At 69.7% G+C, this 13,121-nt stretch carries 9 protein-coding genes and 1 pseudogene; 2 read left to right on the top strand and 8 right to left on the bottom strand.

Features of this window, described 5'->3' with window-relative positions; translation table 11 throughout:
* Window positions 1–24 precede the first annotated feature (24 nt).
* Genes AB0F68_RS31400 through AB0F68_RS31385 form a run of 4 tightly spaced genes read right to left on the bottom strand, consistent with a single transcriptional unit; the run spans window position 25 to window position 4,174 of the window.
* Complete coding sequence (locus AB0F68_RS31400) at window positions 25–873, bottom strand: carbohydrate ABC transporter permease (RefSeq protein ID WP_357344810.1); 849 nt, start codon at window positions 871–873, stop codon at window positions 25–27.
* A gap of 2 nt (window positions 874–875) precedes the next feature.
* On the bottom strand, window positions 876–1,838 hold the full coding sequence (locus AB0F68_RS31395; RefSeq protein WP_357344808.1) for a sugar ABC transporter permease: 963 nt from the start codon (window positions 1,836–1,838) through the stop codon (window positions 876–878).
* 1 nt (window position 1,839) lies between these two features.
* Window positions 1,840–3,108, bottom strand: a complete 1,269-nt coding sequence (locus AB0F68_RS31390) for a sugar ABC transporter substrate-binding protein (RefSeq protein WP_357344806.1) — start codon at window positions 3,106–3,108, stop codon at window positions 1,840–1,842.
* 34 nt (window positions 3,109–3,142) lie between these two features.
* Complete coding sequence (locus AB0F68_RS31385) at window positions 3,143–4,174, bottom strand: LacI family DNA-binding transcriptional regulator (protein WP_357344804.1); 1,032 nt, start codon at window positions 4,172–4,174, stop codon at window positions 3,143–3,145.
* Window positions 4,175–4,290: 116 nt separating this feature from the next.
* Here AB0F68_RS31385 and AB0F68_RS31380 point away from each other — a divergent pair, with 116 nt between their 5' ends.
* Window positions 4,291–6,708 (top strand): beta-galactosidase, encoded by a 2,418-nt coding sequence (locus tag AB0F68_RS31380; RefSeq protein ID WP_357344802.1) that lies wholly within the window; start codon window positions 4,291–4,293, stop codon window positions 6,706–6,708.
* A gap of 663 nt (window positions 6,709–7,371) precedes the next feature.
* On the opposite strand, the gene AB0F68_RS31375 is transcribed toward AB0F68_RS31380, so the two are convergent.
* From AB0F68_RS31375 to AB0F68_RS31365, 3 genes are all read right to left on the bottom strand, one after another.
* The gene (locus AB0F68_RS31375) at window positions 7,372–7,776 is read right to left on the bottom strand and encodes an MmcQ/YjbR family DNA-binding protein (protein WP_357344800.1); all 405 of its coding nucleotides are present in this window, start codon (window positions 7,774–7,776) and stop codon (window positions 7,372–7,374) included.
* A 122-nt stretch (window positions 7,777–7,898) separates the two neighbouring features.
* A complete protein-coding gene (locus AB0F68_RS31370; RefSeq protein ID WP_357344798.1) occupies window positions 7,899–8,549 on the bottom strand; it encodes a nitroreductase family protein in 651 nt (216 codons plus the stop codon).
* Window positions 8,550–8,591: 42 nt separating this feature from the next.
* Entirely contained in the window at window positions 8,592–9,134 is a 543-nt protein-coding gene (locus AB0F68_RS31365) for a carboxymuconolactone decarboxylase family protein (protein ID WP_357344796.1), read from the bottom strand.
* Between the two features lie 262 nt (window positions 9,135–9,396).
* Between AB0F68_RS31365 and AB0F68_RS31360 the strand changes: the two genes are divergently transcribed.
* Window positions 9,397–10,041 (top strand): TetR family transcriptional regulator C-terminal domain-containing protein, encoded by a 645-nt coding sequence (locus AB0F68_RS31360; RefSeq protein WP_357344794.1) that lies wholly within the window; start codon window positions 9,397–9,399, stop codon window positions 10,039–10,041.
* A gap of 369 nt (window positions 10,042–10,410) precedes the next feature.
* Here the strand turns inward: AB0F68_RS31360 and AB0F68_RS31355 are convergent.
* Window positions 10,411–13,089: pseudogene (locus AB0F68_RS31355) on the bottom strand (S8 family serine peptidase); the annotation flags it as partial.
* Window positions 13,090–13,121: the final 32 nt, after the last annotated feature.

The raw sequence follows: 13,121 nt of genomic DNA, 5'->3' as shown, positions 1-13,121 counted from the left end.
CCTTGTCTGGTTGGGGGGGATTGATCACTTGATTCCGGTGGTCGCGATGCCGCGCAGGAAGTGCCGCTGGAGGACCAGGAACACGAGAAGCACCGGGAGCACGACGACGACCGCGCCGGCGAGGAGCAGGCCGTAGTTGCGTTCGTTCTCGCCGACGCTGTAGAGCGCGAGGGCGACCGGCAACGTGTACTTGTCCTCCGTCGTGGCGACCACGAGGGGCCACAGGAAGTTGTTCCAGGACGCGAGGAACGTGAGGATCCCGAGGGTGGCAAGTGCCGGCCTGCACAGTGGCAGCACCACCCGCCAGAAGATCCGGAACTCGCCGGCGCCGTCGACCCGGGCCGCCTCGATGAGCTCGTCGGGGATCGACTGGAGAAACTGCCGCATGAGGAACACGCCGAACGGTCCGACGAGGAACGGCAGGATCAGGCCGGCGTACGTGTTGGTCAGGCCCATGTTGCTGACCAGCACGAACTGCGGGACGAAGGTCACCATGCCGGGCACCATGAGCATGCCGAGCACGGCCAAGAAGAGCGCCCGCTTGCCGGGGTACCGCAGCTTGGCCAACGCGTACCCGACGAGCGAGCAGAACAGCAGGTTGCCGACCATGACCAGGGTCGCGACCAGTGCCGAGTTGAAGAAGTAGAGCGGGAAGTCGAGCCGGGAGAACAGCCCACGGAAGTTGTCGAGCGTGACCGTCTCGGGCCACCAGGTCGGCGGCACGTCGCGGATCTCCCGCTCCGGCTTGAGCGACGAGAGGGCCATCCAGACGAATGGTCCGGCCACGGCGAGCAGTCCGAGAAGCAGGACGACGTAAAGCACGGTCTTCGCGACCCGGTCGCGGGTACGCAGGGCGGTGTCCTTCGCGGCCATCGTCAGTTCCTCTCCCCCAGCAGGCGGAACTGCACGACCGACAGCGCCACGATCGCCAGGAAAAGCACGTAGCTGCCGGCGGCCGCGTAGCCGTAGTTGCCGAAGCCGAACTGGTTGTAGATGTGGAACGACACCGACAGCGTCGAGGAGAGCGGGCCGCCCTGCGTCATGACAAGCGGTTCCTCGAAGAACTGGAGATAGCCGATGCCGGTGACCACCCCGCCGAAGAGCAGCGTCGGCCGCAGCATCGGCAGGGTGACGTTGCGGAACTGCTGCCACCGCGTCGCGCCGTCGAGCGTCGCCGCCTCGTAGAGGTCGGCCGGCACCGCCTGGAGTCCGGCCAGGAAGATCACCATCAGGAAGCCGAAGTTGCGCCACGCCGCCATGACGATCAGCGACGGCAGCGCGAGCTTGCTGTCGTACAGCCAGTTCGGCCCGTCGATCCCGACCAGTCGCAACAGGTTGTTGACCAGCCCGACCTCCGGGTCGAGCAGAAAGCGCCAGACCACTGAGAGCGCCACGATGCTGGCCACGACCGGCAGGTAGAATCCGACCCGGAACAGCGCGCGGAAGCGTACGAACCCGGAGTTGAGCGCCGTCGCGGCGGCCAGGGCCAGCACCATCGTCAGCGGCACCCCGACGACGACGAACACGAGCGTGTTGACCGACGACCGCAGGAACAGCTGATCGGAGAACAGGCGCGTGTAGTTGTCGATGCCGACGACGTTGACGGCCAGCGGGTTACGCAGGTCGGTGGAGCGCAGGTCGGTGAAGCTCATGGCAAGCGAGACCACCACCGGCAGCGCCATGAACACGGTGAACAGCACGGTGAACGGCGCGGAGAAGGCCCAGCCGGTCAGCGCCCGCCTCAGGCGTTGACGCCGCCGGACCGACCCGGCGGGCCGGTCGAGGCTGGTCGCCCCGACCGGTCGCGCCGGTGCCGTCGCCGCGGAGGCGTCGGCCATGTCAGCTCCCGGTCCCGATGGCGCTCGCCTTGTCCTGGATCGCCTTGGCGGTCGCGGCCGGGTCCGCGTTCTGCTTGCACAGCTTCTCGACCTCGAGGTCGAACGCGGCCGCGATCTGCTCCCAGGTCGTGATCGCCGGCGGCGCCTTGGCGCTCTTGAGCTGCTGGCCGAACGTGGCCAGGAAGGTGTCGCCGGAGAGCGTCGAGTCGTTCCAGGCCGACTGCACCGCGGGCAGGTCCTTGACCGCCTGGTACCACTTGACCTGCACCTCGGGCTTGCTCAGCCACTGCACGAACTTCCAGGCGCCGTCACGGTTCTTGGCGTCCTTGAAGACCGCGAGATTGCTGCCGCCGATGAACGAGGTCGACGACTTCTTCATCGGCATCTGCGCGACCGCGTACTTGTCCCTGAAGCCGGCGCCGCCCTGCTCCTCGACGATGCCCATGTGCCATGGGCCGGAGATGAACGCGCCGATCTCACCCTTGACGAAGCCGGGCTCGAGCGAGCCATCCGGCAGCGCCGTCGGGGACAGGCCTTCTTTGAAGAAGGACTGGTAGTAGCTGAGCGCCTCGGTCATCTCCGGGGAGTCGAAGTTCAGCTTGTCTGCGCTGGCCACGTCGGCGCCGTTGGACCAGGCGAACGGCATGACCGACTGCCAACTGCCGGTCTTGCCGGGCTGGAGGTTGAGGCCCCACTTGGCGCCGGCCTTTTCCTTCATGCCCTTGGCCATGGCCTTGAGGTCGTCCCACGTCTTCGGGCCGTCCGGGAACCCGGCCTTGGCGGCCATGTCCTTGCGGTAGTAGATCAGCCGGGTCTCGACGTACCACGGGACGCCGTACGAGGTGTTGTCGACGATCGTGGTGTCCCAGGCGCCGGGGAAGAAGTCCTCTTTCTTGATCAGGTCCGGCGGGGTCGGATCGAGCGCACCGGACTTGGCGAACTCGCCCTGCCAGGTGGTACCGATCATCGACACGTCCGGCGTCTGCTTCGCGGCGATCGCGCTTGCGATCTTCTGGTGCGCCGCGTCCCAGGGCACCGCCGTCACGGAGACCTTGGCGTCGGGGTTCTCGGTGGAGAACTCCTTGGCGAACTCGGCGAGCTTCTCACCTTCGGTGCCCATCGCCCAGACGGTGATGTCCCCGCTCGCCTTGCCTGCGCCGACGGACTTCGCCTCTTCCTGGCTGCCGCCCGAGTCACGGCCGCAACCGGCCAGCGCGACCGACGCGGCCAAGGCGACCGCGGCCGCGGCGGCTAACCGCCTACTTCTCATGTCGTACCTCCAGGGGTTGGTGGTGGGACCTGGTTCAGCTGCCGGTACCTCCAGTCGGTGGTGCCGGGCAGCCGCAACTGCTGCGCAGGACGAGTTCGGTGGGCAGCACGAGACTGCCCGCGGAGGCGTTGCCGGGCTGGTCGGCGGCATGCAGGATCAGCCTGGCCGCCTCGGCGGCGAGCTCGCGTACGGGTTGCCGGACCGTGGTGAGGGAGGGGGTGACGAGGGCGGCGGCCGGCATATCGTCGAAGCCGGTGATGACCAGGTCCTGCGGCACTCGCAGGCCCCGGCCGAGCGCGCCGACCAGCACACCGAGGGCGATCTCGTCGTTGGCGCAGACCACCCCGGCGGGCCGGGGCGTACCCCCGGCCAGCAACTGGTCGGCGGCGAGCACCCCGTCGGCCTGCTGCATGCTGACCGCAACCGGCTCTGCGGGCGGTTCGACGCCGAGGTCATGGTGCGCCCGCCGGAAGGCGGTCCAGCGTTCGCTGACGTCGGGCGAGCCTGCCGGGTTGCCGACGAAGACCAGTTCGCGTAGGTCGTGGTCGGCGAGCAGGTGTCGGGTGAGCGCCAGCATGCTGCCGCCGTTGTCGGCGCGTACCGAAAGGATGTCGCCGGGTCCCTCTCCGGCAACCACCACCACGGGGACCATCCTGGCGAGCTGGAGCAGCGCCTCGTCGGAGATGGTGCCGCCCATGACGGCGACGCCGTCCACCCGGCGGCCCATCTCCAGCACCTGGTCGTCGGAGTCGGAACGCAGGTGCGTGCAGAGGATGTGCACGCTGGCCCGGGACGGCACCGCCTCGGACTCGAAGCCCTGGATCAGGTCCGTGAAGTAAGGGCCGGACAAGCCGGGGAAGACCAGGCCGAGGGCGCCGTGCCGGCCGGCGGCCAGGGCCCGACCGAGGTGGTCGGGCCGGTATCCGTGCTTCTCGATCGCCTCCAGCACCCGGCGGCGCATCTCCTCGGAGACCTGTCCGGTGCCGTTGGAGACCCGGGAGACGGTGGCCACCGAGACGCCGGCGAGCTTGGCGATCTCGCGAACGTTCATGCGGCTGTTGCCCATCGCTTCCTCGATCCGTAACGTGCATCACAGAAACCGGTTTCAGGCGACCATAGGCAGCCAGGACGAACTTCACAACCCTCGGTCCACAATCTCCTGCGTAGGGAGCCCTGCCCCACATGCCAGAAGTACTACTGCGGGATCGCCGGATCCTCGTCGACGGCCGGCCCGAGCTGCTGCTCGCCGGTGAGGTGCACTACTTCCGCCTCGCCCGGGCCGACTGGGCAGACCGGCTCGACCAGCTCCAGGACTGCGGCGGCGACACCGTCGCCACCTACGTGCCCTGGCTCTGGCACGAACTGCCGGACGGCTCGGTCGACCTGACCGGGCGTACCCACGAGCAGCGCGACCTGGCCGGATTCCTCGACCTCGCGCACCAGCGCGGGCTGCGGGCCGTGGTCCGCCCCGGCCCGTTCGTCATGGCCGAGCTGAAGAACGAGGGCATCCCCTACCGCGTGTACGACGAGCACCCGCACCTGCTCCCCACCACCTGGGACGGCGCGCCGATCAGCACGCGCACCATCGACTACCTTGCGCCCGAATTCCTCGCCGCAGCCGACGGCTGGTACGCCCAGGTGATGCCACTGATCGCGCAGCGCCTCGCGCCGCGCGGCGGACCGGTCGTGGCGGTCCAACTCGACAACGAGATCGGGATGCTGTCCTGGGTGACCAACTCCCCCGACCTCACCGACGGCCTCTGCGGCGACCTGGCCCGCTGGGCCGTCCAGCGGTACGGCAAGGACACCGCCGCAGCGCGGATCGGTGCCGACCCGGCCGATCCGACGGCGTGGTCGACCGCCCTGCGCACCCCGGCAGAGGAGCGGTCGCTGGCGCTGCACGACGACCTGGGTCGCTACATGCGCGACCGCTACCGCCGGTACGTGACGGCGCTACGGCACAGCGCCGAGCGGCACGGGGTGACCGGCGTGCCGTTCCTGGTCAACGTGCACGGCACCGCCGAACGACGGGGCCGCACCTTCCCGATCGGGATCAGCCAACTGCTCGAGGCGTACCGGGGGCAGCCGCAGCTCACCTCCGGCTCGGACTACTACCTCGGCGACCTGACCGTCGGCAACGTCGCCGACCTGTACGTGTCCAACGCCTTCCTGGCCGCCGCAAACGACCACGACCAGCCGCTCACCTGCCTGGAGTTCGAGGCCGGCAACGGCGACTACGACGAGGACCTGTCGACGCTCTACCCGCCGGAGGGGATCGACCTGAAAACCCGGCTCTGTGTAGCGCAGGGCAACCGGCTGCTCAACCTCTACCTCTTCGCCGGCGGCCACAACCCGCCTTTGGCCGAGCCAGTCGGCGACGGCAACGACCGGATCGCGTTCACCGGCGAGCGGCACGGCTTCGCCGCTCCGATCGGCCCGCAGGGGCGGCTCAACCCGACGTACGCCGCGGCAAGGCGGGCACTGCACGCCGTACGTGGGGTGGCCGACCTGCTCGCCGACGGCGACGAGGAACACGATGAGTTCGCCCTCGGATTCGCTCCCGACCACTACCTGACCGAGTACCGCCACCCGGCGTCCACCAAACGGGCGAAGCAGGTCGCCGAGCTGGAACGGTTCCGCGGCATGGGCGCGCGGGACGTGCTGGCGCGAGCGCTGCTGCTCGCCGGCTACTCGTTCCCCGCAGCGGACCTGCAGGCCCCAGGCGGCGCAGTACAGGCGCCGGGCGGCACGCCGCCGGTGCTGGTGCTGGCTACCGCCCCCACCCTCGGTTCGGACGTCCAGCAGCGGCTGGTCGACCATCTGCGGGCCGGGGGCCGGCTGCTGCTGCACGGACCGCTGCCCAGCCGCGACCACGACGGCACGCCGTGCACCCTGCTGGCCGACGCACTCGGGCTGCGGCCGGACGGCTGGCTGGAGGGCGGGCCACACTACTTTCCGTCGGTGGTGGGCCACGAGTGGGCGGCCGGCCGCGCCGAGGTCCGGGTCGGTTACGCCCAATTGCTGGCCGGGGCCGGTGAACGCCTGCTCACCGAGGTCGGTTCCGGCCGACCGTGCGGCGCCGAGGTGACCGCGGGCGCCGGCCGGGCCGTGGTGATCGCCACCGACTACCCGTGCCACCTGGACTTCTGGCGAGCAGCGCTGGACCGGCTCGGGGTGCGGCCCCGGCTCCGGCACGACGCAGGCGACCCCGGGCTGCTGCTCACCTCGACCGTGGACCGGTCCGGCCAGCGGCTGCTTCACCTGGTCAACGTCGCGCCGTCGGCGATCGAGTTCGGCCTGTGGCACCGGGACAAGCCGGTACTGGCCGGCCGGCGCCTGCGCATCAGCGCACGCGCTGGGCTGATGCTGCCCGCCGGAATCCGCGTCGGACCGGCCACGCTGCTGGAGAGCAGTTGCGAACTGGTAGCCCGGAGCGGCTCGGAGGTGCTGCTCCGGCCGACCCAGACCGAGGATGTCGCGGTCTTCGCCACCGACCGGCCGGTACGCGCGGACCGGGGTGAGGTGAGCCTGGCCGGCGGTCGGGCCACTCTGACCGTCCAGGCCCCAGATGGCGAGCCGGTCCGGGTCAGCATTGACTGACCGCCGTACGAGGCGACGCCCAGGACTCCGAAGGCCTGTCGGACGCACTCCACTCCCGACCAGACGGCCGACGATGTTTGACCGCTGAACAGCAACACGGCATCGTCCCGGACGGGCTGGGTGATATCGCCGTGGTGGTGGGTGTCTAAGCCCCGCCACGTCCTGGCCCAAGCGAACCTCGGCCAGCTTGCGGCCCGAGGCGTCCAGGACGCACAGCTGATGCTCAGAGCCGCCCCAGTCGATGCCAGCGAACATCAACGGTGTCCAGCGATCCTGTTCAGCGAAGACATGCATGCGCTCTCCGTCGAGAGAGTCCGGTCACCCCGCGGCCGGCTTCCCTGGACGCTCATCCCGGTGCTCGAGGCACGACTCCCACTGGCCAGTGCGAAGCCCGCCACCGCCGGGAGGGACAGGTCTGCCGCTGGACCTCGAGGGTCACGCTGCCAGGGTCCCGGCGGCGGAGGTGAACCAGCGGGACCATCCCGCCGTCATCGATGTTGACGGATGAGCGTTGCCACGACGCCCGCGGCAGCGCAGCGCCGATCGCGGCGACGAGGCCGGCGTGGGCGTCCTCGTCGTTGCGGCCCGGCCACGCAAGGGCGCCATGCGCCGGTGCGGGCGCTGCTCGGATGAGGGGCAACAGTGCTCTGTGCGCGGTCGGCGTCAGCGTGATCCGTCGGCGGAGGGCGGGACGCGGAACGAAGCGGGATCGACGGGACGGCTCTGCTTCGGCAGGCCGGCGACGACGAGGAGGTACGACTCGGTCACGAGATTGTCGACAAGCGCGGGCTCGACGTCCGCACCCGCCCGCACCGTGATCCAGTGCTTCTTGTTCATGTGGTAGCCGGGCGAGATGCTCGCGTGAGCTGCGCGGAGCGCCTCCGCGTCGGATGGATCCGCTTTCAGGATCACGACGGGCTCGCCGGGCATGGACGTCTGCAGCATGAACACCTTGCCGCCGACTTTCCATACCTCCCAGTCGCCGGTGAACTGGTGTGTGTGCTCGGAGCCGGGAAGCTCGGCGGCGCGGGCCGCGGCTCGATCCTGCACTGCCTTATCGATCTGCATCTTGACCTCCTCGAAGTCCTTAGGGGGTCGATTGCCCGGCGTCCGTCGAAGAGGTGCGGACGCCGGGCAACCGAGTCGAAGTGAACAGGGCCGGCACCGCGGTCCGGTGGCCGCCCCGTCCGTCACATGTGCGTGAAGATCTTCTCCGCGTCGAACCGCGAGACCGGCTGGCGGGAGACCCGAGCCTCGTCGGGGTAGCCGAGCACCAGAAGCAGCGTGGTCGTGTAGTCGGTGTCGGTCAGGTCGAAGGCCGCGTCCACGGTCTTGCGGTCGAAGCCCTCCATCGGCGTCGCGTCCACCCCGAGGGATGCGGCGGCCATCATCGTGGCGCCGACGACGAGGTAGGTGTTCTTCTCAAGCCAGTGGAGCACGTCCCCGCCATAGTTCTCCGTCTGGATCTCCACGAAGTTGGAGGCGCCCGCCTCCCATCCCTTCTGGATCTCCGGGTCGGCGAAGCGCCCGTCGGCGCGCTCCTTCTCGAAGATCTCCTGCAGGTGCGTGTCGGGGATGTCCTTGCGCGTCGTGAAGATGATGGCGTGCGACGCGCTGCGTACCTTCTCCGCGTTGTCCGCGAAGCGGCCGACCAGTGCGTCCGCGAGCTTGTCCTTGCCATCCTGCGTCTCCAGCACGTGGAAACGGTTCGGCTGGATGTTGATCGTCGTCGGCGAGGTGCGCAGGTAACGCAGCAGCTGCTGGAACGTCTCCTCCGGGATCCTCTTGCTCGGGTCGAAGTAGCGGGTGAGGTGCTTCGTGATCAGCTTGTCGAGATTCAAAATCGTGCTTTCTTTTGTTTGAACGGCGGGTGGAGAGGAAAGTCAGGCCGACTGGTGGTCGGCGCCGGGGACGTCGACGACGGTGTCGCTGACGTTGTTGAGGTAGTTCGTGAGCAGGGTGACGACCACGATCGTGACGATCGCCTGGATCTCCGGGTCGATATACCCGACCTCGCGGATCGCTGCGAGGTCCTCGTCGCTGACCTGGCCACGCGTCTCGATCACGTGCTGCGCGAACTTCGCGACGGCGGCGCGCTTCGGGTCGCTGGACGTGCCCGTGCGGGCGAGCTCAATCTCCTCCGCCGACATACCGCCGAGGTTCGACGAGATGAAACCGTGGAGTGCCTGGCAGTAGTGGCAGCCGTTCGACTGAGAGACCGCGAGGGCGATCGTGTGGCGCGTCTTCGCGTCCAGGAGCTTCGCGATGCTGCCCTGCAGGCCCATCACGATCTCGAGCACGGTCGGGTTCGCGGCGAGCGTGGTGAACATGTTGGGCGCGAAGCCGAACTGCTTCGCGATGGCGTCGAGGGCGCCCTGCGTCTTCGCGTCCATGTCGGCGCGCGCGGGAGCGGTCAGGCGAGACATGGCGATGAACCTCCGTGTGACGTTGCTGGACGATTTCGTCCACTCGCTTGAGTGAACACCATCGAAAATGGGCTGTCAAGCCCAGTCTGTGTTACGTTGATGACATGCAGGTGAACAGCGGGGATCTCGGCGGACGCGGGAGCAGTCAGGCGAGACATGGCGACGAACCTCCGCGTGACGTTGCTGGACGATTTCGTCCACTCCCCTGAAAGAACACCATCGAAAATGGGTTGCCAAGCCCAGTCTGTGCAATGTTGATGACATGCAGGTGAACAACGGTGCGGATGCAGCCCAGAAGCTCACTCCCAAGGGCCAGGCCACGCGCGAGCGAATACTGGAGCACGCGGCCGCGTTGATCTACCGCAAAGGGGTCCACGCAACCAACAACGAGCTCGTCCGCCGCGCTGCAGGCGTGAGTGGATCGCAGCTGAGCCACTACTTCCCCACCAAAAAGAGCCTCGTCCTGGCGGTCATCGACTGGCATGCCGACAGCGTCCTCGGCTTCCATCGCAGCGAGCGGTTTGCCAGCTTCGACACCGTCGAGGCGTTCCAGGACTGGACGGACTTCTACGTCCTCTCGGGGCGTCCGTTCGAGGACGGCTGCAGCCTCGGCTCGCTCGCGAGCGAGATCGTCAAGACCGATCTCGACGTGCACGACCGGCTCGCGGAGGTGTTCGCGCAGTGGCGCGAGATCTTCCGCGTCGGGCTCGATCGCATGCGGCAACTCGGCCGCATCGACGCGTCCGCCGACCCCGCGCGGCTCGCCGACATGTTCCTCGCGGCGTATCAAGGCGGCATGCTCCTCGCGCAGGTCGCCCGGGACATCGGCCCCCTGCAGGACGCGCTCTCTGCGGCGGTTGACCATCTGCGGACGTTCGTGACGTCTGACGACCAGCACATGGGCTGACGCGGCGCATCCGAGCCTCGGGTGTCGGAGCGCGGAAGAAGGTCTGGCGAGCTGGTAAGACGACCACGTCGGGCGACGCGAAAGGGCGTCCGCTCTGACCAGCTCATCACCACCCAGGTCTTCGGACCGTGCCCGGATGGACGAGCCGTCGCACAGCGTCCGCCCTGAATCTCTTGATCTCCGCAGCGCCGGCCGTGCAATCGACAGCCAAAGCGTCCTCCGCCGGGTCGTAGGTCAGCAGCTCCAACCGAGCGGGAGTTCCTCGCCGACGCGGCCCTCTCGTCCTGAGCCAGCCGCCTGAAACGCGCCGAGGCGCGACCCGGTCGGCACCGGGCCGCGCCTCGGTGGAGGTACGGCGGATCGGGACGGTCAGCCGGCGCAATACGCCCGGATGATCGTCTGCTCGATGCCGCTGCCGCCGTCGGCGGTGGCCTTCACCCGCAACGAGACCGCCTGCCCGCCCGTCACGGTCGGCAGCGCGGCGTGGTAGCCGTCCCGGTCCCGGTCGACCGTGGTCGGCTGCCAGGTCACGCCGTCGTCGGTCGAGGTCCAGACCTGGAACGTCGTCACCCGCTGGGCCGGCGCCCCCTGGGCCTGCCGGACCGTGAACGTGGCCGGACCACCGGTGGGATGGTTCGCCGCGTCCAGTGGCAGGGCGTAGTCGACCGACAGGAGCGGCAGGGCGCTGCGCGCCGTGCCGGCCGGTCCGGCCGACCGGAAGGTCCACGCGGTGTTGACGTGGGTCGAGAACGGCAGGATCCGGCTGGTGTCGACGTCGAAGGTGAGCCGGTAGTCCGCCGCCTTCGCCGGCACGCTGAAGTCGGTCCGGGCGGCGTTGCGCTCGTCGACGAGCTGGCCGTCCCGGTACAGCGCCAGCGTTCGCGTGATACCGACCGCGCCGGGCTGCAGGCAGTCGGCCCGCTGGTGCTGATCGACGAGCATGGCCAGGTCGACGTGCAGATTGCCGCTGGTCCGCCACGGCGCGCCGGCGCAGCTGTACTCCCCACCGGCCGGGTCGTCGAACCAGTCGGAGCGCAGCGGCTGCCGCGCCCAGATCTTGGTCTGCCGGCTACCCGAGGTGTAGTCCCGGGGCGCCTCCTGGGCCGGGAGCCCGCCGTAGATCCCGGTGTCCTGCCAGAGGAACCCCGGCGAGACGTAGTCGGTACGCGTCGCCGGCAGGTCGTAGGTGGGGTTCTGAGTCAGGTAGAACCCGTCGAGGGTGAAGCCGGCGCGGCGGACCGAGGTCACCATCCCGGCCAGGTCCAGCTGGTTGAACCGCTGGTCGATCCGGGCGAGCCGAGCCTGCTCGGCGGCGGTGACCCGGTAGCTGGGGTCGGCCGGCACTCCCTCGGTGTACTCGTGAGCCAGGTCGTAGTGGTACGGCGCGGCCGTGCCCGCCGGCGAGTCCAGCCCCCAGCCGCCGTACATCCGCAGCGACCCGACGCTGGGTAGCGTCACCGGGCCGACCGCGACGGTGGCCGAGTCACCCCACGCGGCGATGGCCTGCCACCAGGAGAGACCGTTTACGGCCGTCTGCACGTACAGGAAGTTGCTCGCGAGGGCCTGGGTGGGCTTCCCGGGCACGGTCGCGGTCATCGGCTTGACCTGCGTCGGGTCGAGGACGACCGTCCGGGTGCCGTCGACGGCGAGGTCGCTGTCCCCGACGAACGCGCCCGTCTGCGCCCCGGTCTCGTCGTCGTACGTGCTGAACCCGGCGGTGACCTGGTAGCGGCCGGCCGGGACCCGCAGCGTGGCCGACTTGCCGGGGGTGAAGAACACCCCGCCGGCGTAGAGCAGCGGGTCGGCGAGGTTGGTCACCTCCACCCCGACGGCGCTGTACCCGTTCACCGGGGCGCCCGGCACGGGACGGGTCTGGATCGTCAGGTCGTAGCTGCGCGGCCCCACGTAGAAGGCGACCGGCGTGGTCGCCACCAGCGCGTGGTTCGGCGTGCGGGCGGTGACCGTGGCGAGGTAGTAACCGGGCGAGCCGGCCAGCGCCGCGCGGTCGAGCCGCAGCGTCGCCGTGCCGGGCACGCCGCCCTTGAGCGTCACCCGGCTGGCCGACAGCTTCGCGGCCCGGCGAGGCGCGATGGTCCCGTCGTGGTTGACGACCGTGACCGCGAGGTCGAGCGGGACGGCCGCCGGGGTCCGGTCGCCGGTCCAGCTCAGCCGCACCTCGTGGGTGCCGGACTGCGGGTAGCTGAAGGTGCCGAGGTTGACCACCGGCTGGTCGCTCACCGGACCGGTGAGCGCCCGCGCCGCGTTGAGCCGGCCGGTGCCGACGGTGTACGGCTCGGCGTCGGGCAGCGGGTCGGCGGCGCCGACGAGCCCGGTCTTGAGCCGGTCCGCGGTCCAGTCGGGCTGGCGCTGGGCGAGCAGCGCGGCGGCCCCCGCGGCGTGCGGGGCGGCCATGGAGGTGCCGGAGAGCGTGGTGTGGTACTCGTCGAACGGCGTGCCGAGCGTCGTCCCGGCGGCGCGGCCGGCGACGATGTCGACACCCGGGGCGACCAGCTCCGGCTTCGCCGCCCAGGTGTTGATCAGCGGTCCCCGGCTGGAGAAGCCGGCCCGCTCGTCGTCGGAGTCGACCGCGCCGACAGTCAGCGCGCGCCCGGCCGAGCCGGGGGACGCGATCGCGCCGCCGCTGTTGCCGGCGGCGATGACGAAGAGGGCACCGGTCTGCTCCGTCAGGTTGTCGACGGCGACCGCCATCGGGTCGGTGCCGTCGTCCGGCATGGCGCCGCCCAGGCTCATGTTGATCACGTCGGCCCGGGCCGCGGCCCACTCCATGCCGGTGATGATGTCGGAGTCGAACCCGGAGCCGAAGTCGTCGAGGACCTTCCCGATGACCAGGCGCGCGTCCGGCGCGATGCCGCGACGCTGGCCGTGCGAGGCGGCCCCGGTGCCGGCGATGGTGGTCGCGACGTGGGTGCCATGCCCGTTGTGGTCGACCGCGTCGCCGCCCGGGGTGACGAAGTCGGCGCGGTCGACGACCTGGCCGGCCAGGTCGGGGTGGTTGAAGTCGGCTCCGGTGTCGAGCACGGCCACCCGGGCGCCCTTGCCGGTGTAGCCGGCCTGCCACG

The organism is Micromonospora sp. NPDC023966 (genome assembly GCF_040639095.1).
Lineage (GTDB): Bacteria > Actinomycetota > Actinomycetes > Mycobacteriales > Micromonosporaceae > Micromonospora.
The sequence above is the reverse complement of the archived record's forward strand: the minus strand, read 5'-3'. Positions and strand labels throughout refer to the sequence as shown.